This window comes from Halotolerantifilum yawarlongkerapense, from assembly GCF_054506745.1.
In genome coordinates this window covers 2,111,049-2,133,634 of record NZ_CP199719.1, presented here as the reverse complement: position 1 = coordinate 2,133,634, position 22,586 = coordinate 2,111,049, and the positions used below count along the sequence as shown (strand labels likewise).

The 22,586-nt window shown below is 54.1% G+C and carries 40 protein-coding genes; all 40 read right to left on the bottom strand.

Annotation, left to right across the window (positions count from 1 at the left end; translation table 11 throughout):
- Window positions 1-3 precede the first annotated feature (3 nt).
- Complete coding sequence (locus ACULM0_RS10550; RefSeq protein ID WP_463677509.1) at window positions 4-429, bottom strand: DUF1893 domain-containing protein; 426 nt, start codon at window positions 427-429, stop codon at window positions 4-6.
- Window positions 426-641, bottom strand: a complete 216-nt coding sequence (locus ACULM0_RS10545; RefSeq protein WP_463677508.1) for a hypothetical protein — start codon at window positions 639-641, stop codon at window positions 426-428. Before ACULM0_RS10545 ends, ACULM0_RS10550 begins: the two co-directional genes overlap by 4 nt.
- Window positions 642-2,195, bottom strand: coding sequence for a glycosyl hydrolase family 18 protein (locus ACULM0_RS10540; protein ID WP_463677507.1), 1,554 nt, complete (start codon window positions 2,193-2,195; stop codon window positions 642-644). It abuts the gene before it with no gap.
- A 123-nt stretch (window positions 2,196-2,318) separates the two neighbouring features.
- The gene (amrA, locus tag ACULM0_RS10535) at window positions 2,319-3,725 is read right to left on the bottom strand and encodes an AmmeMemoRadiSam system protein A (RefSeq protein ID WP_463677506.1); all 1,407 of its coding nucleotides are present in this window, start codon (window positions 3,723-3,725) and stop codon (window positions 2,319-2,321) included.
- Window positions 3,726-3,852: 127 nt separating this feature from the next.
- Window positions 3,853-4,245, bottom strand: a complete 393-nt coding sequence (rpsI, locus tag ACULM0_RS10530) for a 30S ribosomal protein S9 (RefSeq protein ID WP_463677505.1) — start codon at window positions 4,243-4,245, stop codon at window positions 3,853-3,855.
- 19 nt (window positions 4,246-4,264) lie between these two features.
- A complete protein-coding gene (gene rplM, locus ACULM0_RS10525) occupies window positions 4,265-4,693 on the bottom strand; it encodes a 50S ribosomal protein L13 (RefSeq protein WP_463677504.1) in 429 nt (142 codons plus the stop codon).
- A 130-nt stretch (window positions 4,694-4,823) separates the two neighbouring features.
- Window positions 4,824-5,573 (bottom strand): tRNA pseudouridine(38-40) synthase TruA, encoded by a 750-nt coding sequence (gene truA, locus ACULM0_RS10520; RefSeq protein WP_463677503.1) that lies wholly within the window; start codon window positions 5,571-5,573, stop codon window positions 4,824-4,826.
- Window positions 5,570-6,370, bottom strand: coding sequence for an energy-coupling factor transporter transmembrane component T family protein (locus ACULM0_RS10515; RefSeq protein ID WP_463677502.1), 801 nt, complete (start codon window positions 6,368-6,370; stop codon window positions 5,570-5,572). The genes truA and ACULM0_RS10515 overlap by 4 nt, the downstream gene beginning before the upstream one ends.
- The gene (locus ACULM0_RS10510; RefSeq protein WP_463677501.1) at window positions 6,363-7,226 is read right to left on the bottom strand and encodes an energy-coupling factor transporter ATPase; all 864 of its coding nucleotides are present in this window, start codon (window positions 7,224-7,226) and stop codon (window positions 6,363-6,365) included. The genes ACULM0_RS10515 and ACULM0_RS10510 overlap by 8 nt, the downstream gene beginning before the upstream one ends.
- Window positions 7,211-8,038 carry an energy-coupling factor transporter ATPase gene (locus ACULM0_RS10505; RefSeq protein WP_463677500.1) on the bottom strand — a complete coding sequence of 276 codons (828 nt, stop codon included), beginning with the start codon at window positions 8,036-8,038 and terminating at the stop codon, window positions 7,211-7,213. Before ACULM0_RS10505 ends, ACULM0_RS10510 begins: the two co-directional genes overlap by 16 nt.
- Window positions 8,039-8,153: 115 nt before the next feature.
- Entirely contained in the window at window positions 8,154-8,495 is a 342-nt protein-coding gene (rplQ, locus tag ACULM0_RS10500; protein ID WP_463677499.1) for a 50S ribosomal protein L17, read from the bottom strand.
- 19 nt (window positions 8,496-8,514) lie between these two features.
- On the bottom strand, window positions 8,515-9,465 hold the full coding sequence (locus ACULM0_RS10495) for a DNA-directed RNA polymerase subunit alpha (RefSeq protein WP_463677498.1): 951 nt from the start codon (window positions 9,463-9,465) through the stop codon (window positions 8,515-8,517).
- Window positions 9,466-9,527: 62 nt separating this feature from the next.
- Window positions 9,528-10,151, bottom strand: coding sequence for a 30S ribosomal protein S4 (gene rpsD, locus ACULM0_RS10490; RefSeq protein WP_463677497.1), 624 nt, complete (start codon window positions 10,149-10,151; stop codon window positions 9,528-9,530).
- Window positions 10,152-10,172: 21 nt separating this feature from the next.
- Window positions 10,173-10,577: a 30S ribosomal protein S11 gene (gene rpsK, locus ACULM0_RS10485; RefSeq protein WP_463677496.1), complete on the bottom strand. Its 405-nt coding sequence runs from the start codon at window positions 10,575-10,577 to the stop codon at window positions 10,173-10,175.
- A gap of 16 nt (window positions 10,578-10,593) precedes the next feature.
- On the bottom strand, window positions 10,594-10,962 hold the full coding sequence (gene rpsM, locus ACULM0_RS10480; protein ID WP_463677495.1) for a 30S ribosomal protein S13: 369 nt from the start codon (window positions 10,960-10,962) through the stop codon (window positions 10,594-10,596).
- A 108-nt stretch (window positions 10,963-11,070) separates the two neighbouring features.
- Window positions 11,071-11,184 (bottom strand): 50S ribosomal protein L36, encoded by a 114-nt coding sequence (rpmJ, locus tag ACULM0_RS10475; RefSeq protein ID WP_015617468.1) that lies wholly within the window; start codon window positions 11,182-11,184, stop codon window positions 11,071-11,073.
- A gap of 15 nt (window positions 11,185-11,199) precedes the next feature.
- Entirely contained in the window at window positions 11,200-11,418 is a 219-nt protein-coding gene (gene infA, locus ACULM0_RS10470; protein WP_463677494.1) for a translation initiation factor IF-1, read from the bottom strand.
- Window positions 11,411-11,716: an RNA-binding protein gene (locus ACULM0_RS10465; RefSeq protein ID WP_463677493.1), complete on the bottom strand. Its 306-nt coding sequence runs from the start codon at window positions 11,714-11,716 to the stop codon at window positions 11,411-11,413. Before ACULM0_RS10465 ends, infA begins: the two co-directional genes overlap by 8 nt.
- A 9-nt stretch (window positions 11,717-11,725) precedes the next feature.
- Window positions 11,726-12,481, bottom strand: a complete 756-nt coding sequence (gene map, locus ACULM0_RS10460; RefSeq protein WP_463677492.1) for a type I methionyl aminopeptidase — start codon at window positions 12,479-12,481, stop codon at window positions 11,726-11,728.
- Window position 12,482: 1 nt separating this feature from the next.
- Window positions 12,483-13,127 carry an adenylate kinase gene (locus ACULM0_RS10455; RefSeq protein ID WP_463677491.1) on the bottom strand — a complete coding sequence of 215 codons (645 nt, stop codon included), beginning with the start codon at window positions 13,125-13,127 and terminating at the stop codon, window positions 12,483-12,485.
- Between the two features lie 13 nt (window positions 13,128-13,140).
- Window positions 13,141-14,364, bottom strand: coding sequence for a preprotein translocase subunit SecY (gene secY / locus ACULM0_RS10450; RefSeq protein ID WP_463677490.1), 1,224 nt, complete (start codon window positions 14,362-14,364; stop codon window positions 13,141-13,143).
- A 39-nt stretch (window positions 14,365-14,403) separates the two neighbouring features.
- Window positions 14,404-14,844: a 50S ribosomal protein L15 gene (gene rplO, locus ACULM0_RS10445; RefSeq protein WP_463677489.1), complete on the bottom strand. Its 441-nt coding sequence runs from the start codon at window positions 14,842-14,844 to the stop codon at window positions 14,404-14,406.
- Window positions 14,845-14,859: 15 nt separating this feature from the next.
- Complete coding sequence (gene rpmD / locus ACULM0_RS10440; protein ID WP_463677488.1) at window positions 14,860-15,048, bottom strand: 50S ribosomal protein L30; 189 nt, start codon at window positions 15,046-15,048, stop codon at window positions 14,860-14,862.
- Window positions 15,049-15,055: 7 nt separating this feature from the next.
- Window positions 15,056-15,559: a 30S ribosomal protein S5 gene (gene rpsE / locus ACULM0_RS10435; RefSeq protein ID WP_463677487.1), complete on the bottom strand. Its 504-nt coding sequence runs from the start codon at window positions 15,557-15,559 to the stop codon at window positions 15,056-15,058.
- 13 nt (window positions 15,560-15,572) lie between these two features.
- Window positions 15,573-15,941, bottom strand: a complete 369-nt coding sequence (gene rplR, locus ACULM0_RS10430; RefSeq protein WP_463677486.1) for a 50S ribosomal protein L18 — start codon at window positions 15,939-15,941, stop codon at window positions 15,573-15,575.
- Window positions 15,942-15,956: 15 nt separating this feature from the next.
- The gene (rplF, locus tag ACULM0_RS10425) at window positions 15,957-16,496 is read right to left on the bottom strand and encodes a 50S ribosomal protein L6 (RefSeq protein ID WP_463677485.1); all 540 of its coding nucleotides are present in this window, start codon (window positions 16,494-16,496) and stop codon (window positions 15,957-15,959) included.
- Between the two features lie 25 nt (window positions 16,497-16,521).
- Window positions 16,522-16,920 carry a 30S ribosomal protein S8 gene (rpsH, locus tag ACULM0_RS10420; protein WP_463677484.1) on the bottom strand — a complete coding sequence of 133 codons (399 nt, stop codon included), beginning with the start codon at window positions 16,918-16,920 and terminating at the stop codon, window positions 16,522-16,524.
- Between the two features lie 22 nt (window positions 16,921-16,942).
- Window positions 16,943-17,128, bottom strand: a complete 186-nt coding sequence (locus tag ACULM0_RS10415) for a type Z 30S ribosomal protein S14 (RefSeq protein WP_463677483.1) — start codon at window positions 17,126-17,128, stop codon at window positions 16,943-16,945.
- 11 nt (window positions 17,129-17,139) lie between these two features.
- Entirely contained in the window at window positions 17,140-17,679 is a 540-nt protein-coding gene (rplE, locus tag ACULM0_RS10410; RefSeq protein ID WP_463677482.1) for a 50S ribosomal protein L5, read from the bottom strand.
- Between the two features lie 25 nt (window positions 17,680-17,704).
- Window positions 17,705-18,031, bottom strand: a complete 327-nt coding sequence (gene rplX, locus ACULM0_RS10405) for a 50S ribosomal protein L24 (RefSeq protein WP_463677481.1) — start codon at window positions 18,029-18,031, stop codon at window positions 17,705-17,707.
- Between the two features lie 7 nt (window positions 18,032-18,038).
- Window positions 18,039-18,407, bottom strand: a complete 369-nt coding sequence (rplN, locus tag ACULM0_RS10400) for a 50S ribosomal protein L14 (protein WP_463677480.1) — start codon at window positions 18,405-18,407, stop codon at window positions 18,039-18,041.
- 20 nt (window positions 18,408-18,427) lie between these two features.
- On the bottom strand, window positions 18,428-18,682 hold the full coding sequence (rpsQ, locus tag ACULM0_RS10395) for a 30S ribosomal protein S17 (protein ID WP_463677479.1): 255 nt from the start codon (window positions 18,680-18,682) through the stop codon (window positions 18,428-18,430).
- Window positions 18,683-18,698: 16 nt separating this feature from the next.
- On the bottom strand, window positions 18,699-18,893 hold the full coding sequence (rpmC, locus tag ACULM0_RS10390; RefSeq protein WP_463677478.1) for a 50S ribosomal protein L29: 195 nt from the start codon (window positions 18,891-18,893) through the stop codon (window positions 18,699-18,701).
- Window positions 18,883-19,326, bottom strand: a complete 444-nt coding sequence (rplP, locus tag ACULM0_RS10385) for a 50S ribosomal protein L16 (protein WP_463677477.1) — start codon at window positions 19,324-19,326, stop codon at window positions 18,883-18,885. The genes rpmC and rplP overlap by 11 nt, the downstream gene beginning before the upstream one ends.
- 18 nt (window positions 19,327-19,344) lie before the next feature.
- The gene (rpsC, locus tag ACULM0_RS10380) at window positions 19,345-20,073 is read right to left on the bottom strand and encodes a 30S ribosomal protein S3 (RefSeq protein ID WP_463677476.1); all 729 of its coding nucleotides are present in this window, start codon (window positions 20,071-20,073) and stop codon (window positions 19,345-19,347) included.
- A gap of 13 nt (window positions 20,074-20,086) precedes the next feature.
- Window positions 20,087-20,422 (bottom strand): 50S ribosomal protein L22, encoded by a 336-nt coding sequence (rplV, locus tag ACULM0_RS10375; protein WP_463677475.1) that lies wholly within the window; start codon window positions 20,420-20,422, stop codon window positions 20,087-20,089.
- A gap of 30 nt (window positions 20,423-20,452) precedes the next feature.
- Window positions 20,453-20,731: a 30S ribosomal protein S19 gene (rpsS, locus tag ACULM0_RS10370; protein ID WP_463677474.1), complete on the bottom strand. Its 279-nt coding sequence runs from the start codon at window positions 20,729-20,731 to the stop codon at window positions 20,453-20,455.
- Window positions 20,732-20,791: 60 nt separating this feature from the next.
- On the bottom strand, window positions 20,792-21,622 hold the full coding sequence (rplB, locus tag ACULM0_RS10365) for a 50S ribosomal protein L2 (RefSeq protein WP_463677473.1): 831 nt from the start codon (window positions 21,620-21,622) through the stop codon (window positions 20,792-20,794).
- A gap of 30 nt (window positions 21,623-21,652) precedes the next feature.
- Entirely contained in the window at window positions 21,653-21,946 is a 294-nt protein-coding gene (gene rplW / locus ACULM0_RS10360; RefSeq protein WP_463677472.1) for a 50S ribosomal protein L23, read from the bottom strand.
- Window positions 21,946-22,569: a 50S ribosomal protein L4 gene (gene rplD, locus ACULM0_RS10355; protein ID WP_463677471.1), complete on the bottom strand. Its 624-nt coding sequence runs from the start codon at window positions 22,567-22,569 to the stop codon at window positions 21,946-21,948. The genes rplW and rplD overlap by 1 nt, the downstream gene beginning before the upstream one ends.
- Window positions 22,570-22,586: the final 17 nt, after the last annotated feature.

The window sequence follows — 22,586 nt, the reverse complement described above, 5'->3', positions numbered from 1 at the left end:
TCATCACACCCCCATGACTCTCTTTAAAAACGCTTCAATTCCTAACATCATGCGATCGAAGGTCGGTTCTGCCACGCTGATTGTCTCCACGGGGCAGCGACCGTCGCGGGTCCGGTTCTCGATCTGCGGCACGAGCCGGTCGTGGATCACCGGGATCTTCTCGTTCTCGAGCACCGCCAGGGCGGGCTCTGAAATCAGCCGGGCGTAGACACCGGTGATGCCCATTTCCACAGCGATCCTTGCAGCCGCTTCACCGATCACACGATCGGCGAGCAAGCCACCCTTCAGATCGAGACCCTGCCGGTAGCAGGTGTAGAGGGGGAAGATTCCCCGGGCATCGGATGCGTAAAGGATCTCACCGTCCCGGGCGATCAAGATCGCCCGGTCCTGTTCCTTCAGCTGCTGTCCGAGTGCATTGAGTTGTGTCATTGTGCATCTTCCCCTTCTTCGTCTTCTCGTCCGTAGGTTTCCGTGATCGGCACCATGCCCAGCTCCCGGGCCCGCTCGATGATGACCCGGTCGGAGATCTCTTCGGGCTCCGGTCGAAGCAGTCCCGCGAAGAGACCGTAGAACACGAGGACAAGGCCCGTGAGCAGCAAGAACAGGTAGCGCGTCAGCTTGCCGTAATCCGGTCCTCTCACCTAGTCACCTTCCTTCGGTAGTGCATCGTACAGGTTGTCCCATAGATCCTCCGCCTCGAAGCCGCGACGCCAAAAGGCCACGCCACCCAGGTCGTAGGCCTCCACGAGCGTCAGTTTCTCTCGAATAGAGGTCTCGTCCTCGAGCCACAGTTTCTTGAGGCTGTTCTCCTCAATCCAAGTGGCCACATACTGACGTTTCTCCGGGTGCCAGATCAAGGGTAGTTGTCGATTTTCAATATAACCCGTGGCGTACCGCATTGTCAAGACATCGGAGCGGACGTCCATCTTCTCGGCCACCGTCGTCGAGGGGACTTCCGTCCATACACGGGTGTAGAGCGGGATGCCCAGGACCAGTTTGTCGGGTGCCACCTCCTCGAGGAGACCTTGGACGCCCCGCTCCACCCAGTTGTAAGAGGAGACGGAACCGCTCACAGGACTCGCTGCCCAGTGCTCATCGTAGGTCATCAGGCACACGTAATCCACGGCGCGACCCAAGGCCGACCGGTCGTAGGACAGGGACCAGGTCTCGCTACCGCCGGCCACCGTCACATCCACGGACAGGATCAGGTCCGCTTCTCCGAAGCGACGCGCCATATCGGCCACGAAGGCGCTGTAGGCATCGCGATCGGCCAGGTAGATGTTCTCGAAATCCAGGTTGATCCCTTCGAAGCCATAGTCCTCGGCCTCGTCGATCAGGGTCTCGATAAAGCGGATCTGTGCCCCCCGATCGGCGAGAAATGCACTGGTCAGATCCAGGTCAAACTGGTTGTTCACCAGGGGCCAGAGCTTCTTACCCCGTCTTCGCATCTCCTGGATGTAAGTTTCGTCCACAGAGGAGCGAATGGCCCCCGCCGCTGTGGATAACTCGTACCAGGTGGGGCTCAGGTGGGTGACACCCGTCAGCGGGTACGCGGGGACCTGAGACCGGTTCGAGGCATACTCCCACAGGAGGACCACGGGCTCCCGGTCGGGCGCTTCCGTAGCGCGGTCGATCTCCACCTCCACCTTCTGGACCTCCAGCAGCTCACCGGTTTCGGTGAGGAGACGGTAGGTCCCCTCGCCCGAGGTCAAGATCACAGCCTCCAGGCTCTCTGAAAGCGGCTCGGTGGCCTCTTCGGCAACGGGAACGGCGCCCGCCTTCACCCGGATCGTCGGATGATCGTCCTCACGGGCGATAAAGAGACGATCCTCTGTGTGGACCAGGCTGAGCGCAAAGGGTTCAAGCGCCTCGAGGGCTAACCAGCTCTCTCCACCGATCACCTGGATCTGGTCATCGGTCAGTTCTGTCAAAAGCTCGTGGTCGTAAAGTCTCCCCTCGGAGCGGTAGATGTACAATTCAGAGAGCACCGATTCCGGTATCCAACCGGCACGCAAGGCAACTTTTTCAGTTTCGTCCTCCGTCTCGAGGCTTTCCAAGGCCCCACCTATCACGCGTAAGCGCACGTAGGGAGGGGGCGTCTCCACCTCTGGTTCACCGGTGAAAAGACGTTGGTACAAGAAGAAACCCCCGACTCCGAGGGCAATGATGAGCAGCAGTGCGAACAATCGTCTCATATAAGTTATCCACCTTATCCACAGTTTTTTGCGTCTTGTTGACAATAATCTGTGGATAAAAGGGGCGCATGATCAGCCTTCTCCACCCTTTCATCCACAGAATCCACACATATCCACAGCTTATCAGCCGTGTCTCTCCACAGCAAAGCGTTCGATTTCATAAGGTTCGTCGGGCGCAATCCCTGCCTTTTGGCAAGCGATCTTCAACTGTTTCTCCACCGTATCGATACCTTCTAGGTCTGGTAGGAGCACGCCGCGCCGGTCATCGGTACTCACGATCACACCGTAGATCTTGGGATCGAGCAGGTGTGGATCCGGTACGGCCTCGGGCTGACCGAGCACGTCCACGCTGATCTCCAGTCCCTCGAGCTCCGCCTCGGTCACGGGCGGAAAACGGGGATCCTCGAGGGCCGCGGACCTGGCGTTCTTGACGATCTCATCGAAAAGCGTCTCTTGGGTCGCCAGAATGGTCCCGATACACCCGCGGAGCCCACCGGGTCCGTGAAGGGTCACGAAGCATCCGGCCTTTTCATTCAACAGTTCCCTTGCGTAGGGACGGTGACGTAGGGCCTCCACATCCTCACCCTTGACCCATGCGGCCACGGCTTCGGTGGCCAGGCTCACGTGGGCATCTAGTCCCGATTTGCGAAGAGAACGCAGGCGCTCCGCTTCATCGAGAAGGACCGGATAACGGGAGAGGCCGTTCCCCTTAGGCGATTCCAGTGCCACGACACCGTAGCCCACACCAAAGGGCCCCTCGTAAGAAAGGATTTCGGTTTGATAATCGTAACCGTCGAATACACCCAGTAGGGTATCGATACTGCGTTTGCCACATTCACCGGCCTCGCGAATAAAACTTCTGTTCATGTGAATGATCTCATCCACCGCTTGTTCCTCCAGGGCCTTTAGGAGCGCCTTGTCAAAGGCCGGACCACTGGGGTGGTAGTCGTAGCTATAGGCATCTTTCAATCGATGGCTCAGGTCGCCGGAAGCTACCACCACGTACTTCCTACCGAGCTCCCCGGCCACTTCATCGATCAATCGGCCCACGCGGTAAAGCTCGAGCGGGGACAAGAGACCGTAGGTGATATGGACCAGTCGAAAGTCATCTGAGCGTTCCCTGATGAAATGAAGGGGTACCAAGGCACCGTGGTCCAGTTTTTCCGATACATCGAAACGCTCGGCAAAGGACTCATCGAGCGATACGAGGGGGAGTCCCTCGAACTTGGCATGGTCGATCAGCGCGTCGGCAAAATCCAGATCGTTCTCAACGTGCATCGCCATCTCTCCAGCGCCGAAGGCACCGAAGTCACCACCCAGCGTCTCCACGGTGTTCACCAGCATGGCGTCAGAGAACACGGGACCATGGGGCGTGATCACCACGATGGTCTCGGGGCCGTGTGCCGCGATCCGATCGGCCACTTCTTTCATGGCCCTTATGGTCGTACCCACCCGCTCCCTTTCCTCGCCACCGATCCCGGGGACGATGAGGGGAGGGTGGGGCGTGATATATCCTGCTAACAGGGTCATCTGTCGCACCTCCTCAGTGAAACGTATACCCCAAATTGATCCCAACTACCCTCGACATTGGCCTGTCATGAAAACGAAAAAAACCTCCGTGCACAAGGCACAGAGGCATTTTGTCTCCAGGAAAAGCTTAACGCTTTGAGAACTGTGGAGATTTTCTTGCTTTTTTAAGACCGTATTTCTTACGTTCCTTCATACGTGGGTCACGTGTGAGGAATCCGGCTTTTTTCAGCGTGGGTCGGAAGGACTCGTCGACCTTCAAAAGCGCACGTGAAACACCGTGACGGATGGCGCCGGCCTGGCCAGTGAAGCCACCACCGTGAACGCGCACGATCACATCGTATTGACCGAGGTTTTCGGTCATTGCCAGCGGACGCTGGATATCTTGGATCAGCGTCTCGTAATTGAAAAATTCGTCGAGCGGTCTATCGTTAACCGTGAAGTTTCCGGTGCCGGGTCGCAGGATGACACGAGCTACGGACTTCTTACGGCGTCCGGTTCCTTGGTATTGAACAATTGCCATGTTCGATCTCCCTCCTTACTTAAACTTCCAACGTTTCGGGTTTTTGAGCGGCGTGCTTGTGGTCTGGGCCTGCGTACACTTTCAGTTTCGTGTACATCTGACGGCCTAGCTTGTTCTTGGGGAGCATGCCACGGATGGACTTCTCGAGAACCTTCTCAGGCTGCTTATCGAGCATCTCGCGGTACGTACGCTCACGCAGGTGACCTACGTAACCTGTGTGCCATCTGTACTTCTTCTGGTCCAATTTCCGACCCGTTAAAACGACCTTCTCCGCGTTGATGACGATGACAAAGTCACCACCGTCCACGTGAGGTGTGTAAGTGGGCTTGTGTTTTCCCATGATTACTTTCGCAACTTCCGTCGACAGACGTCCGAGGGTTTTACCTTCGGCGTCGACGACGAACCATTTTCTTTCAACTTCTTTTGGTTTTTGAATGAAAGACTTCATCGTTGACCTCCTAACTCCAGTATCCTGATCGAGCCATTTATCGGTAAAAACCCGGGGCAGGGATTTTTATCCACATTGGTGAAACTACTGTTGATAACCTTTAATATTATAGTACATCGACCGCCATACGTCAACCCTTTATATAAGAAACGGACTGCAGATACAGGCCTTCGGCCGGTGCGGTGAAGCGCGCTCGCTCGCGATCTTTCGATGCCAGGATGCCGGGCATATCCCCTGGCGAGAGCACCCCGGCCCCCACATTGAGCAGGGTCGCCACCAGGATCCGTACCATGTGGTAGAGAAATCCGTTGGCGGTGAAACTCAGGGTGATCTCCTCTCCAGCTCGGTCGATCACGATCTCCTCCATGGTGCGCACCGAGGTCTTCACATTGGACCCGGTGGCCTGAAAGGTCGCGAAATCATGGGTGCCGATGAGGTGTTCTGCCGCCAGCATCATGGCCTGCAGATCCATGGGTCGCGGATCGTAGTGATAATAGGGTGCCCGAAAGGGATCCTTCTGCTTCTTGTTGATCACCTGATAGACGTAGGTCTTGTGCTTGACATCGAAGCGGGCGTGGAAGCCCGATTCTCTGTACTCGCAAGAAAGGGCCTGTACGTCGTCATCGGTAAGGCGGTTGATGAGGTACACCAGCTTGTGCATGGGGACCTTGTCCTCCGCCTCGAAGTGAAAGGTCTGGCCGAAGGCGTGCACACCCTTGTCCGTTCGTCCCGACCCGTGGATCACCAGGGTTCGATCGAGGTAAAGGGCGCGCAGGGCGCTCTCCAGATGGGCCTGGACCGTCCGCCCCCTCTCCTGGCGCTGCCAGCCGATGAAGTTCCGGCCATCGTAGGCCACGCGCACGAGGATCGTTCGGGTCATAGCATCACCCTGAACGCGATCATCACGGCGAGGTAGAGAAAGAGGACCAGGCCACCTTGCACGTCCTGCTTCTTGTAGGCCAGCACCTTCATGCGGGTCCGGTTGTGGCCCCCCTGGTAGCAGCGGGCCTCCATGGCCATGGCCAGCTCATCGGCGCGCCGAAAGGCACTGATGAAAAGCGGCACCAGGAGGGGGATCAGGTTTTTCGCGCGTTTCGCGATGTTCCCGCTCTCAAAATCCGCGCCCCGTGCCATCTGGGCCTTCATGATCTTGTCCGTCTCCTCGAGCAGCGTCGGGATGAAGCGAAGGGCGATTGTCATCATCATAGCGATCTCATGGGCCGGTACGCGGATGACCTCCAGGGGCTTGAGCAGATACTCGATCCCATCGGTCAATTCCAGCGGCGATGTGGTCAGCGTCAGCAGGGAGGTCCCCACGATAAGGAAGACCAGCCGCGAGGCCATGAGCACCGCCCTGTAGAGCCCCTCGTAGGTGATCCGAAGGATCCCCCACTCGAAGAGAATCCGTCCGGGTGTGAAAAAGATGTTGATGGCAAAGGCGAAGAGAACAATGAACAGGATCGGTCGGAGGCCCTTGACAATATAGGAAAAGGGCACCTTGGATACCGTCACCAGTAGGGCCACGAAGGCCACCACGGGGACGAAGGCCCATAGATCCGATACGAGGAAGAGGCTCACCAGGTAGATGAAGGCAGCCGCGATCTTAAACCGCGGGTCCATCCGGTGGATCGGCGAGCTCACGGGATAGTACTGACCGATCGTGATATCCCTAAGCATCGGCTTTCACCCCCAGGTGGGTGACGATGAAGGCCGCGGCGTCTTCCACGGTATACAGATCGTCATGGGGCACGAGCCCCTGTTCCTTGAGGGCCGTGAGAACGGTCTTAACCTGCGGGACGTCGAGACCAATCTGCTGGAGGCGCTCCGCCTCTTTGAAGACCTCACCCGGCACACCGTCGAGGGCCATGCCGGCCTGGTCCATCACCAGGATGCGGTCGCAGTACTTGGCCACATCCTCCATGCTGTGGGAGACCAAGATCACCGTGAGGCCCTTGTCGGCGTGAAGCCTGCGGATCTGATCCAAGATCTCATCGCGTCCAAAGGGATCGAGCCCGGCCGTCGGTTCGTCCAGGACCAGGACCTCGGGATCCATGGCCAGCACACCGGCGATGGCTACGCGGCGCTTCTGTCCGCCTGAGAGCTCGAAGGGGGATTTCTCCCCAACGGTCTCAGGGTCAAGGCCCACCATCTCCAGTGCCCTGCGGACGTTCTCCTGTACCTTGTCCTTGGACAGGCCCAGGTTCGTCGGTCCGAAGGCCACATCCCGGTTCACCGTCTCCTCGAAGAGCTGGTACTCGGGATACTGGAAGACCAGTCCCACTTTCTTCCTGACCCGTGAGAGTTTGGTCTTTGGCGAGGTCAGATCCACGCCATCCACGATGATCCGACCCTCCTGGGCGCGGATGAGCCCATTGAGGTGCTGGATCAGCGTCGATTTGCCCGAGCCGGTGTGGCCGATCAGGCCCACGAATTCCCCTTTTTCAATGGTAAAGGAAATATCGTCGAGAGCAACGGTCTCCTTTGGGGTCCCCTTATCGTAACGATAGGACAGATGATTTACGAGTATTGACATAGGGCCTTCACCATCTCTTCTGTGGTCAGTATATCCTTATCGATCGCAAGACCCGCCTTGCGCAGTCGGTCGGCGAGTAAGGTCACCTGGGGCACATCGAGTCCGATGGCCTTCAGGGCATCGACCTCTCCGAAGACTTTCTTGGGGGTGCCATCCATGATCAGTCGTCCACCGTCCATGACCACCACGCGGTCGGCGTCGATGACCTCGTCCATGTAGTGGGTGATATGGAGGATGGTTATATGGTGCTTGCGGTTGAGTTCGTGCAGGGTCTGCATGACCTCGCGTCGACCCTTGGGATCGAGCATGGCCGTGGGTTCGTCCAGGATAATGCAGTCGGGTTTCATCGCCAGGATCCCGGCGATGGCCACACGCTGCTTCTGCCCACCGGACAGGTTGTGCGGGGGACGCCGGCGGTAGGCCAGCATGCCCACGCGGGCCAGGGCCTCATCGACGCGCTCGCGGATCACGGCTGGGGGAAGTCCCAGGTTCTCCGGTCCGAAGGCCACGTCCTCTTCCACCATGGTGGCCACCAGTTGGTTGTCTGGGTTCTGAAAGACCATGCCGGCCTGGCGCCGGATCTCCCACAGGTTGTCGGGATCAGCCGTATCGAGACCACCGATGTGGATCGTCCCCGATGCGGGCGTCAAGATTCCGTTGAGCAGTTTGGCCAGGGTGGATTTCCCCGAACCATTATGACCGATGATGGCCACGAACTCTCCCCGCTCTACGGAAAGGCTCAGGTCCTCAACGGCGTTCTTTTCCTCCGTCACCTCGGGGTAACGGTAGGTGAGGTTGTTTATTCTAATCAAGAGATCACCACGCTCCTTTGAATTCTCCAAAAAATCCCCCGGCGAGCCAAAGGATTTTTTGCAGAATTTAAAAAGACAAAAAAGGGCTGTGGATCACCCCAGCCCCATTCATCAACTATACCAATTCGATGCGAACCATGAAAGCGCCGTCGCCTCGGCGAGGGCCGATTTTCAAGATGCGGGTATACCCACCTTCTCGTTCAGCGTACTTCGGACCGATTTCGTCGAACAGTGCCTTCACCACTTCTTTTTCTGTGATGTAAGAGATCGCTTGTCGTCTAGCGTGCAGATCGCCACGCTTGGCGAGGGTGATCATCTTTTCGGCTGCTTTGCGCGTTTCTTTCGCACGCGTCTCGGTAGTCGTCATACTACCGTTTTTCAGAAGTGACGTTACCTGGTTTCGAAGCATCAAGTTACGATGCGCCGATTTGAGGTTTAGTTTTCTATGTCCTGCCATGTCGCTCCCTCCTTTTTACTTATTCTTCACTGGCCTTGAGGTCGAGGTCCAACTCGGCGAGCTTGAGCTTGACTTCCTCGAGGGACTTCTTACCCAGGTTTCTAACCTTCATCATATCGTCTTCTGTACGCTTAGTAAGCTCATCGACGGTATTGATGCCTGCCCGCTTGAGACAGTTGTAGGATCGAACCGACAGGTCCAGTTCTTCTATCGTCATTTCCAAGACTTTTTCCTTCTCGTCGTCCTCTTTCTCCACCATGATATCCACGTCGCCAGCGACGTCAGTCATATCGATGAAGAGATTGAGGTGCTCTGACATGATCTTGGCACCCAGGGAAACGGCCTCATCGGCCTTGATGGTTCCGTCGGTCCAGATCTCGAGCACGAGGCGGTCGAAATCGGCCACCTGACCCACACGGGTCTTCTCGATGCTGAAGTTCACGCGCTTGGCAGGCGTGTAGATTGAGTCCACGGGGAGCACGCCGATCGGAAGACCGGGTTCCTTGTTGGCATCGGCGGGCACATAGCCGCGTCCCTGCCCAAGGGCGATCTCCATATTGAGCGTCGCATTCTCCTCGAGGGTTGCGATGTGAAGGTCCGTATCGAGGATCTCCACGTCTCCGTCGCCGATCAGATCACCAGCCGTGATGGGGCCGGGCTCTGTGGCTTCGATCCGCAGGATCTTGGTATCCTCTTCGGAATTGATTTTAGCCGTTAACTGCTTGAGGTTCAAGACGATTGCCACGACGTCTTCTTTGACGCCGGGCACCGTGGAGAACTCGTGCAGGACATCCTCGATCTTTATCCATTTCACAGCTGTGCCGGGTAAAGAGGACAGCAGGATCCGACGCAGGGCGTTGCCCAGGGTCGTCCCGTATCCACGCTCGAGGGGTTCCACCACGAATTTTCCATACCGTCCGTCTTCGGAAACCTCAACGCATTCTACGGTAGGTTTTTCAATTTCTATCACGCAAAAACCCTCCTTTAAGTTCCACTACCATACCGAGGGTAAGTTTATCTTTTCGTTCGGGATTACTTAGAGTAGAGCTCGATGATGAGGTGTTCCTCGATCGGCAGATCGATGTCCTCTCGGTTCGGCAGACCGACGATTTCACCGGAGAGCTTCTCGTAATCTGTAGATACCCAGTTCGGCGTAGTAGCAGCCTTCTCCTGGAGTACCTTGAATTTTTCTGAACTTCTGGTACGCTCGATCACTTCGATCTTGTCGCCGGCATTCATCGTCATCGATGGAATGTTAGCTTTTTTACCGTTCACCAGGAAATGTCCGTGGTTGACGAGCTGGCGGGCTTCTTTACGAGAGCTCGCGAGTCCCATGCGGTAGATCACGTTGTCGAAACGTAGTTCCAACAGACGCAGGAAGTTTTCACCCGTGATGCCGTCCATTTTCGTGGCACGCACGTAGGTGCTTCTGAACTGAGATTCGAGCATCCCGTAGAAGCGCTTCACTTTCTGCTTTTCGCGCAGCTGAATACCAAAGTTTGATGGCTTGCTGCGTCGTCCCGCGCCGTGCTGGCCGGGGATCGTCTGGCGCTTTGTTACGGCGCACTTATCTGAGTAGCATCTGTCACCCTTCAAGAAGAGCTTTTGCCCTTCGCGGCGACAAAGTCTACAAGATGGGCCTGTATATCTTGCCATAATTGATTACCTCCTAGACAATTACACTCTTCTGCGTTTGGGGGGTCTGCATCCGTTGTGAGGAATGGGCGTTACGTCCGAGATCGCTGAGATCTCAAGTCCAACTGCCTGGAGAGAACGGATAGCGGCCTCACGACCGGAACCAGGTCCCTTGACAAATACCTCTACGTTTTTCAGACCGTGCTCCATCGCTTCTTTAGCTGCTGCTTCTGCAGCCATTTGAGCGGCGAAGGGGGTCGACTTGCGCGAGCCCCTGAAGCCCAGGGATCCCGAGCTTGACCAGCTGATGGTGTTGCCGTTCGGATCGGTCAACGTGATGATCGTATTGTTGAACGTTGCCTGGATATGCGCCTGGCCACGCTCTATATTTTTGCGCTCGCGCTTTTTACGGCGCACTTTACCGCGCTGTTGCTTCTTAGCTGCCATGGTCTACCTCCTTTACCTATTTCTTTTTACGGGCCACGAGTTTCTTTGGACCCTTGCGTGTTCTAGCGTTCGTCTTCGAGCTCTGTCCACGAACGGGCAGGCCACGACGGTGGCGGATGCCACGGTAGCTACCGATCTCTTTCAGACGCTTGATATTCATCGCTACCTCACGACGCAGATCACCTTCCACCGTATGTTCGGCTTCGATGATAGATCTTAATTTGCTGACCTCTGCTTCTGTAAGGTCTTTCACGCGTGTATCTTCGTTAATTTCAGCTTGTTTGAGAATCTCTTGGGATTTTGACTTACCGATACCGAAAACATACGTTAATCCGATGACGGCTCGCTTTTCCCTGGGCAAGTCTACACCTGCGATTCTTGCCATGCACTGACACCTCCTGTAATCACATTAAATAAGTAGGCTCTCAATCTATGACGGAAAAGTGAAACGTGAGAATATCTAGCAGCCGCTCGCCGCTTCACTCCAGACTCATTAACCTTGTTTCTGCTTGTGTTTCGGGTTCTCACAAATGATCATGACGCGACCTTTGCGCTTGATCACTTTGCATTTTTCACAAATGGGCTTTACCGATGGTCTTACTTTCATCGTGAATACCTCCTATCACTTACCACGCCACGTGATGCGACCTCGGGTCAGATCGTATGGCGATAGCTCGAGGGTCACCTTGTCGCCGGGTAATATTCGAATAAAGTGCATGCGCAACTTTCCGGAAATATGCGCCAGGACCTCATGTCCGTTCTCCAGCTCTACCTTGAACATTGCGTTCGGCAGGGCCTCCCGGACGATGCCCTCCACTTCAATAGCATCTTTTTTAGCCATCTGATAATTCCTCCTTGGCTCTTTCCAACTTCAGGGTTTTCAGTGCCTCCATCAGAACATCATTGGTGACCTTCTTCTGCGATTCTATCCTATCTTTTATATCACTTGCGACCTGTTTCGTCAATGTTAAATGCTTGACTTTTTTCTTTTTCGGTCGCTCGATAGGTCTGAGATCACCATCTGCCACGTTTACGTACACATCATCGAGGATCTCGATCACCAGAAAAAGGCGACCACGATCACGACCGGCCTTAGAGACCACCGCTTGTCCGATGCTGATGTTATTAGTATCCTGCATAGTCACCACCTAAAAACCGTCTTTCGTCAGTAGTTCCGGTTCTCCATCCGTAATGGCCACCGTGTGTTCATAGTGGGCCGAAAGGGAACCGTCTAGCGTGACAACGGTCCATTGATCCGCCAGGGTCTTAACGGCATAGCCGCCGAAGTTGACCATGGGCTCGATGGCGAGCACCATTCCCCTTCGGAGTCTCGGGCCTCTGCCCGGCGCTCCGTAGTTGGGTATCTGAGGATCTTCATGCAAGGCTTTGCCGATCCCATGTCCCACGAGGTCGCGTACGACGGAAAAGTCGTTTGCCTCTACGTGGGCCTGGATGGCATGGGAAATATCCGATAAGCGGTACCCCTCACGGCAGTACCGTAGGCCTTCGTAAAACGAATCTCTCGTCACTTGGGCGAGTCGAGTCGCTTCTTGTGATGCATGACCGATCAGATGTGTTCTGGCTGCATCCCCGTGGTAACCGTCCTTCACAGCACCGATATCGATACTGATCAGATCGCCGTCCCTGAGGACCCTGTCGCCAGAGGGGATACCGTGGACCACCTCGTCATTGACTGACGCGCAGATGGCCGCCGGAAAGCCGCCGTAACCGAGAAAGGAAGGTATAGCACCGTACTTCTCGATGGTGCGGCGAGCCAGGTCGTCCAGTTCCTTCGTGCTCACACCAGGGGCCACCTTCTCGCGAAGGACCTCGTGGGTGTGGGCGACGATGCGACCGGCTTCCCGCATCTTTTGGATCTCTGAATCCGATTTAATGAAGATCATCTTACACACCTAACGCTTCGAATATCTGCTCCGTTACGCGGTCGATCTGCTGTTCTCCATCGATATCGATCAAAAGACCCTTTTCCTTGTAATAGTTGATGAGTGGTGCCGTTTGGTCGAGGTAGACGTCGATCCGGTTCTTGACCGTCTCTTCCGTATCGTCGGAACGCTGGTACAGCGGACCGCCGCAGACATCGCAGATGCCCTCTTCCTCAGGCGGGTTGAAGGTCACGTGGTAGGTGGCGCCGCAATCTTTACAGATGCGACGGCCCACGGCACGCTCGACGAGCACGCTGGGGTCCACCACGATGTTGATGGCCGCATCAAGCGTCTCACCCTTCTCCTCCAGTACGACGTCCAAGCTCTCGGCCTGAGCGTCTGTTCTCGGAAAACCGTCGAGCAGGAATCCGTTTTTCGCGTCTTCCCACCCCAAACGATCGGCCACCAGAGAAACCACGAGTTCATCGGGGACCAGTTCTCCACGGTCCATATAACCCTTGGCTTCTTTACCGAGCGGTGTGCCTTCCTTGATATTCTTTCTAAAGATATCGCCCGTCGAAATGTGGGGGATATCATAATGTTTCGAAATGGCAACGGCTTGCGTGCCTTTGCCCGCTCCAGGAGGTCCGAGCAAGATCAATCTCATATTGACCTCACCCCTACTTCAGGAAACCCTGGTAGTGGCGCATGACCATCTGTGCCTCGATCTGCTTCATTGTCTCGAGCGCTACACCCACTGCGATGAGCAGGCTGGTACCGCCGAAGGCAATCTGCAGGTTGCCGAAGGCCAGGATGATGTTCGGGAGGACGGCGATGATCGCGAGGAAGAGTGCACCGGCCAGCGTGATGCGGGTCATGGTGCGCTGCAGGTACTCGGTCGTCGGACGTCCCGGTCTGATCCCGGGGATAAAGCCGCCATTCTTCTTCATGTTATCCGATACTTCAACCGGGTTGAAGGTCACGGAAGTGTAGAAGTAGGTGAAGAAGATGATGAGTGCGGCGTACAAGGTGTTGTACAGCACGCTCGACTGGTTCATGTATCGCGATAACCAGAGGTAGAACCCACTGTTGGGCCAGAACTGTCCGATGGTCATGGGGAACATGAGCAGGGACATGGCGAAAATCACGGGGATAACGCCAGCCTGGTTTACTTTCAGCGGGATATGAGTGCTGTGGCCGCCGTACATTTTGCGACCTACGACACGCTTAGCATACTGGACTGGAATCCTGCGTTGACCTTGCTGGATGAAAATAACACCCATGATGATCATAACCGCCAGGAGACCAAAGATCACCAGGTTCAGGATGCCGACCTCGCCGGCGGACAGACGACCAAAGGTCTGCACGACGCCCACGGGGATTCTAGCGATGATCCCGGCAAAGATAAAGAGTGAAATCCCGTTACCGATACCGTTCTCATTGATCTTCTCTCCAAGATACATCAGGAAAGCCGTTCCTGCCGTCAGGGTGACGACAGCGACGAACACGCTGAATCCGTTGAAGTCGATGAACGCCTGGCGAAATATGCCAACGCTCATACCGATAGCCTGGATCAACGCGAGGATCACCGTACCGTACCGAGTGAATTGCGCCAGTTTCTTGCGACCTTCTTCTCCTTCTTTCGCCATTTCCTCCAGTGAGGGGATTGCGATCTGAAGCAGGTTCACGATGATCGAAGCCGTGATGTACGGCGAGATCCCGAGAGCGAAGATCGTGAAGTTCTTAAAGGCGCCGCCGCTCAGGAGGTTAAAGAACCCGAGCAGTCCACCATCGCCTTGGAAAAGTGCGTTGAGCTGCATTTTGTCGATTCCCGGTACGGGGATGTTAGCTCCCAGGCGGAAAACCACCAGCATCATCAACGTGTAGAGGATCTTTTTTCTCAAATCAGGTATCTTCCAAGCATTCCTAAGCGTCTCGAACAATTAAATCACCTCGGCCTTACCGCCAGCAGCTTCAATTTTGGAAATCGCTGAAGGAGTGAACTTGTTCGCTTTCACTACTAATTTCTTATCGAGGCTACCGTCGCCGAGAATCTTGATGCCGTAGCCGACTTTTTTAATGAGTCCCGCTTCAACGAGTACTTCTGGAGTGATCTCCGTGTTGTCAGCGAAACGGTTCAGAGTGGACACGTTCACGATGGTCCAATCTTTCTTGAAGATATTGTTGAACCCGCGCTTCGGGATGCGTCTGAACAGGGGCATCTGGCCGCCCTCAAAACCGGGACGGACACCGCCGCCGGAGCGAGAGTTCTGACCATTCATACCACGGCCAGCCGTCGTCCCAAGACCGGAACCGGTTCCTCGACCGACCCGTTTCTTGTTCTTAACAGCGCCTTTGGCTGGTTTCAATGTATGCAACTTCATGGTCGCACCTCCTGTCTATGCTTCTTCAACTTCCACGAGATGGTTCACGGCGTGAATCATGCCGCGCATCTGGGGATTGTCCTGTTTCTCAACTGTCTGTCCGATCTTCTTGAGCCCCAGCGCTTCGACAGTTTGTCGATGCTTAGGCTTCGTTCCGATCGTGCTCTTCGTCAATGTGATTTTTAAGCTGTTAGCCAAGGTCATTACCCCCTTAACCTAAGATTTCTTCGACTGTCTTACCCCTCAGCTTGGCCACATCTTCAACTGTGCGCATCCTAAGAAGGCCGTCGATCGTCGCTTTCACGACATTGTGGGGGTTGTTGCTACCGAGGGACTTGGCGCGTACATCGTGGATGCCGGCCAACTCGAGAACCGCTCTGACTGCTCCACCAGCGATGACACCCGTACCTTCTCGTGCGGGCATGATCAGGACTTTACCTGCGCCGTAGACACCTTTGATGTCATGAGGAACGGTAGTGCCCACGCGTGGAACATGAATCATGTGCTTCTTAGCATCTTCGATGCCCTTGCGGATTGCTTCCGGAACCTCTTGGGCTTTACCGGAACCAACGCCTACATTCCCGTTTTCGTCACCGACGACGACGAGGGCGCTGAAACGGAAGTTACGTCCACCCTTGACGACCTTCGTGACACGAGCGATATTGATAACCTGCTCTTTGAGCTCATTGGTATTAGCTTGATTGTGCTTGCTCATCGTCTACCTCCTACTAAAACTTGAGTCCACCCTCGCGAGCTGCCTCGCTGAGGGCCTTCACTCTACCGTGGTAGATGTAGCCACCGCGGTCGAAAACGACATCTTCGATTTCTTTCTCGAGCGCACGCTTGGCGATGAGTTCGCCTACGGCTTTAGCCGCTTCGACAGAACCCGTAGAGGCAGTCGCATCCTTCACCTCGGCGTCGAGCGTCGAAGCTGTCGCCAAGGTCACACCAGCGACATCATCGATGATTTGAGCGTACATGTGCTTGTTGCTTCTGTACACGTTTAATCTCGGTCTCTCGGGCGTGCCAGAAATCTTATTTCTGATGCGTAAATGACGCTTCTTACGGATCTTATTCTTATCTTTTTTTGTGATCATTTATGCCACCCCTTTCTACTTACCAGTTTTTCCTTCTTTACGTCGAACGTGTTCGCCAACGTAACGGATACCTTTGCCTTTGTAAGGCTCGGGGCGTCTCCAGTCGCGAATCTTTGCCGCGTAGTTACCGACCTTCTGACGATCGATCCCCTTGACGGTGATCTCTGTCTGAGAGGGGCACTCTGTTGTGATGCCATCGGGATCTTCCATCACAACGGGATGAGAGAAACCGAGGGAAAGGTCGAGCTTGTTGCCGTTCTTCGCCGCACGGTAACCCACGCCAACGATCTGCAGCTTTTTCTCGAATCCTTCTGTAACGCCTGTCACCATGTTCTGGATCTTAGCGCGTGTCAGGCCGTGAAGGGCCTTGTGTCTCTTTTGCTCTGTAGGGCGCTTGACGATGAGTTGGTTCTCCTCAATCGTGATCGCCATATCCATATCATATGTCTCAGAAATTTCACCCTTGGGGCCCTTGACCGTTACCAGGTTGCTCTCGTCAACCGTGATCTCGACCTTCTCGGGGATGTCCACTGGCATTTTACCGATTCTAGACATGATCCGAACCTCCTAATCTATGTCACTACCAAACGTAGCAGACAACTTCTCCGCCAACGTTCAGCTTGCGTGCCTCTTTGTCCGTAATAACACCCTTAGATGTGGAAATCACGGCGATACCGAGACCACCGAGCACCTTAGGGATATCGTCTTGCTTAGCGTAAACGCGAAGACCTGGCTTGGAGATTCTCTTCAGGCCGGTGATCACGCGCTCTTTGCTGCTGCCGTACTTCATTTGAATACGGATGATACCTTGCTTGCCGTCTTCGATCACGTCGAAGCTCTTGATGAAACCTTCGTTCAACAGGATCTCGGCGATGGTTTTCTTCATATTCGATGCCGGCACATCAACGCTGTCGTGTTTCACCACGTTGGCGTTACGGATGCGCGTGAGCATATCTGCAATGGGATCTGTCATCGTCATGACGTACTACCTCCTTCCGATCTTACCAGCTTGCTTTTCTGACACCGGGGATCTGGCCTTTGTAAGCGAGTTCCCGGAAGCAAATTCTGCAAATGCCGAACTTGCGGAGATAAGCGTGTGGTCTTCCGCAGATCTTACATCTATTGTAAGCGCGTGTAGAGTATTTAGGCTTCCTTGACTGTTTAACTTTCAGTGATGTTTTAGCCATTGGCTTCCTCCTTACCTGCTAAAGGGCATGCCCATGAGCTTCAAGAGTTCGCGGGCTTCTTCGTCCGTATTAGCCGTCGTTACGAAGGTCACATCCATGCCGCGTACGGTATCGACCTTGTCGTATTCGACCTCAGGGAAAATCAGTTGTTCTTTCACGCCGAGCGTGTAGTTCCCACGGCCGTCGAAGGCATTGGGGTTGACGCCACGGAAGTCACGAACACGAGGCAGCGCGATGCTGATCAAGCGATCCATGAACTCGTACATTCTCTCGCCGCGGAGGGTTACCTTCGCGCCGACATTCATGCCCTCACGTACTTTAAAGTTAGAAACTGATTTTTTTGCTTTAGTGACCACGGGTTTTTGCCCTGTGATAACCACGAGTTCCTCCACTGCGTTCTGGAGGTACTTGGGGTTCTCTTTGGCTTGACCCAGGCCCATGTTGAGGACGATCTTTTCGAATCTCGGTACTTCCATGATGTTCTTGTAGCCGAACTTCTCCATCATCGCCTTCGTAATTTCTTCATTGAATTTGGTCTTCAATCTAGCCATTCTCTTCTCCTCCCTTCGCGATAGCCTAGTCCAGGACTTCTCCGGATTTAACGGAGACCCTGACTTTTTTGCCATCTTCGAGTGTCTTGTAACGCACGCGCGTCCCTTTTTTTACTTTGGGATCGTAAAGCATGACGTTCGAGACGTGGATGGGTGCTTCTTGGTGGACGATTCCGCCCGTTTGATTCCGCTGAGAAGGCTTCTGGTGCTTAGTCACCATGTTCACGTTCTCGACGATCACTCTTTCCACTTTGGGAAAGACCTTGAGCACTTTGCCGACTTTACCTCTATCTTCGTAATCGCCGGAGATGACGACAACTTTATCGTTTTTCTTGATATGCACTTTGAACACCTCCTGGTTACAGTACTTCAGGTGCTAAGGAAACAATTTTCATGTATTTCTTATCCCTGAGTTCCCGGGCGACAGGTCCGAAGATCCGTGTTCCCACCGGGGACTGGTCTTCCTTAATGATGACGGCAGCATTTTCGTCGAATTTCACGTAGCTACCATCTGCACGACGTAGGCCGGAGACAGAGCGTACCACGACTGCCTTGACCACTTCACCCTTCTTAACAACACCGCCGGGCGTTGCTTTCTTAACGGATGCGACGATCACATCGCCGATGTTGGCATAGCGTCGTTTGGAACCGCCGAGTACGCGGATGCAAGCAATTTCCTTGGCACCGGAGTTATCGGCCACTTTTAAATGCGATTCCTGTTGGATCATGTGAACTTCCTCCTTCCAGCCTACTTAGCTCTTTCGATAACCTCGACGAGTCTCCAGTGCTTGTCCTTGGAGAGCGCGCGGGTTTCCATGACTCTTACTTTATCGCCTTCACGGCACGTATTTTCTTCATCGTGTGCTTTGAATTTTTTCGTTCTCTTCACGCGCTTTGAGTAAAGAGGATGCTTCACGAAATCTTCCGTTTGAACGACGATCGTCTTTTCCATCTTGTCGCTGACAACATAGCCGACTCGTACTTTTCTTCTACCTCGTTCCATGGCTCAAACCTCCTTACTACGCTCGTACGCCTTTTTCGCGCAAAACGGTCTTGACGCGAGCAATATCTTTTTTGACACCTTTGATCATCATCGGATTCTCGAGCTGACCCGTGGCAAGCTGGAACCGAAGATTGAAAAGTTGCCCTTTGAGTTCCGTGAGCTTCACGGACAATTCATCTTGGGTTAACTCTTTAAAATCCTTAGCTTTCATCGGATTCACCATCCTTTGTCGAGACGTCTTCTTTCATGACGAATTTGCACTTGATCGGCAGTTTGTTCGCAGCAAGTCTCATCGCTTCACGTGCCAGATCTTCGTTGACATCGGAAAGCTCGAACATGATGCGACCAGGCTTTACTACAGCCACCCAGAATTCTGGTGAACCTTTACCTGCACCCATTCGCGTTTCCGCGGGCTGAGCTGTTACGGGCTTGTGAGGGAAGATTTTAATCCAAACCTTACCACCACGTTTGATACGTCTATTGATCGCAATACGCGCCGCCTCGATCTGGTTGGATGTGATCCAAGCGGGCTCGAGTGCCATCAAACCGTACTTACCGTACGTGATCGTGTTACCTTTTTGTGCTTTACCCTTCATGCGGCCGCGGTGTTGACGTCGGCGCTTCACTCGTTTAGGCATTAACATGACTCTCTGCCTCCTTCCTTATCGTCGATTGGAACGTTTTTTGCTGTTTCGTCTGCCGCCACGACGGTTGTCCTTGGCAGAGCGTGCTTCCAGTCGCTTGAGACCATCGGTCTCGCCCGGTAGAATTTCACCATGATTGATCCAAACTTTTACACCGAGCTTACCGTAAGTTGTGTCTGCCTCGGCGAATCCGTAGTCGATGTCCGCGCGGAGCGTTGACAGCGGTACGTTACCTTCGGAGTATCCTTCGGTTCTAGCGATGTCGGCACCGTTGAGGCGACCGGCTGTTTGAATTTTCATACCTTCTGCACCGTTCTTCATAGCGCGGCCGATAGCCTGCTTCATTGCTCGGCGGAAGGAGATGCGACGTTCGAGACCGAAGGCCACGTTTTCAGCGACCAGCTGTGCATCGATGTCGATGTTCTTGACTTCGGAGATATCGAGCTGGATGGATTTGCCCGTCATTTTCACGAGTTCCTCACGTACCTTCTTGATGTTTTCTCCGCCGCGACCTACGACCATGCCCGGCTTAGCCGTGAACAGGTTGATGCGAACGCGGTTGTTCGCTGCTCTGTCGATGTAAATACGTGACACACCGGCAGTGTACAGGTTTTTCTTCAGGAATTTGCGAATATCGTAGTCTTCCTTAAGAAGATCTGCGAAATTCTCTTTGCTGGCGTACCATTTAGAATCCCAGTCCTTGATTACGCCAACTCTCAGACCATGCGGGTTAACTTTCTGACCCATTCAAGTACCCTCCTTACTCTTTCTCGGCTACGACGACGCCCACGTGTGACGTTCTTCTGAGGATGGGGTTAGCCCGTCCCATGGAACCGGCCTTCCAACGCTTCATCGTCGGACCTTGGTTCGCGTAGATTTCGGAAACATAAAGGTTATCGATGTCCAGATTCAGATTATTCTCCGCGTTAGCTACGGCCGAATTTAAAACTTTTAAGAAAACGCGGGCACCCTTGTTCGGGGTGAACTGCAGGATCGCCTGCGCTGACTTGACGTCCTTGCCGCGGACGAGATCGGCGATGGGCTTCAGTTTGCGTGGTGATACACGCATATATTTAGCGACTGCTTTCGCACGCATCGTTGGTCCTCCTTTCAAGAAATCTCTCGATTATTTGACTTTCGTTTTTTTGTCTCCGGCATGACCTTTGAAGGTCCGCGTTGGTGCGAATTCGCCCAACTTGTGCCCGATCATATCTTCCGTAATGTATACCGGCACGTGCTTGCGACCGTCGTGCACGGCGATGGTGTGCCCAATCATCTGAGGGAAAATCGTAGAAGCTCGTGACCACGTTTTGATCACGCGTTTCTCGTCACTTTCGTTCATGCCTTCAATTTTCTTGAGCAAACCTTTGTGAATAAAAGGTCCCTTTTTAAGAGATCGACCCATTCTTATCCTCCCTTCATCAAATAGCCGGTTTGAGGCTTATCAAAGCCCCAAACCACTCGGCTATTTTTTCCTCTTAGAAACGATGTATTTGTTGGATGACTTGTTCTTACGTCGTGTCTTGAAGCCGAGGGTCTTCTTACCCCAAGGCGACATCGGGCTCGGACGACCGATTGGTGCACGTCCCTCACCACCACCGTGTGGGTGATCGTTCGGGTTCATGACTGAACCACGGACCGTCGGACGGATGCCCATGTGACGCTTGCGGCCGGCTTTACCGATCGTGATGTTCTCGTGATCGATGTTGCCCACTTGGCCGATGGTCGCGCGGCATCGTGCGAGGATGTAACGCGTTTCACCCGATGGCAGTTTAACGAGCGCATATTTGCCCTCTTTTGCCATGAGCTGAGCCGAGTTACCTGCAGAACGGACGAGCTGTCCACCCTTGCCAGTTTTCAGTTCGATGTTGTGGATCAAGGTACCCGTCGGGATGCTGGAAAGCGGCATTGCGTTTCCAACCTTGATGTCCACGCGCTCACCTGAGACTACCTTGTCGCCGACGTTCAGCTTGTTCGGTGCCAGGATGTAACGCTTATCCCCATCTGCGTAGTGGAGGAGTGCAATGTTAGCAGAGCGGTTCGGATCGTATTCGATCGCTGCCACCGTTGCCGGTACATCGTCCTTCGTACGCTTGAAATCGATGAGTCTGTATTTGATCTTCGTACCGCCACCTCTGTGACGTACTGTGATTTTACCTTGGTTGTTGCGCCCAGAACGCTTCTTGAGCGTCACGAGCAAAGACTTCTCGGGAGCCTTTTTCGTCACGTCCTCAAACGTAGAAACCGTCATCTGACGACGTGCGGGCGACGTGGGTTTGTACTTTTTAATACCCATGATCTTTCCCTCCTTTGATAACTGGTCTGATTAAATGCCTTCGAAGAACTCGATGGCCTTGCTATCTGCCGTCAGTTTGACGATGGCCTTTTTCCAGTTCGGGCGACGGCCGACAAAACGACCCTGTCGTTTTACTTTGCCGCGTACGTTCATGGTGTTGACTTTCTCCACCTCGACCCCGAAGATGTCCTCGATGGCCTTCTTGATGGCCGTCTTGTTGGCGCGTTTGTCCACTTTGAACGTGTACTTCTTGTCTTCCATGTCCATCATGGACTTCTCAGTCACGATGGGCTTAATGATAATATCGTAAGAAGAGGTTTTCATTATGCATACACCTCCTGCAACTTCTCCACAGCATCTTTCGTGATGACGAGCGAGTTGTGGTTGATGAGATCGTAAACGTTCAGGATGCCGATGAAGGCAGTCTTGACGCCGGGCAGGTTTCTGGCCGTGCGCACGACGATATCATCCTTCTCGCACGTTACGATGAGCGTCTTCTTGTCAGCTTTCAAGTTAGAAAGAACTTTAACCATTTCCTTCGTCTTGGGCTGCTCGACAGTGAGTTGGTCGACGATGATGATCTCGTCCGCTCTCACCTTAGCGCTCAGTACGGATTTAAGAGCCAAACGCTTCACTTTCTTGGGAAGCGTGTAGCGGTAACTTCTCGGCTTCGGTGCGAATGCTGCACCACCACCTACGAAGTGAGGGGCGCTGATCGTACCCTGGCGGGCGCGACCTGTCCCTTTTTGTCTGTACGGCTTGCGTCCACCACCGCGTACTTCTGAGCGGGTGCGGGCGGATTGCGTTCCCTGTCGTCTGTTGGCCAGATGATTCTTGACCACTTCGTAGACAGCGTGCTCGTTTTCTTTAATCGCGAAGATGTTCTCTTCGAGTTCCATTGAACCGACAACGTCGCCGGCTACATTGTAAACGTCTAATTTAGGCACTGTGCTTCCTCCTTTCC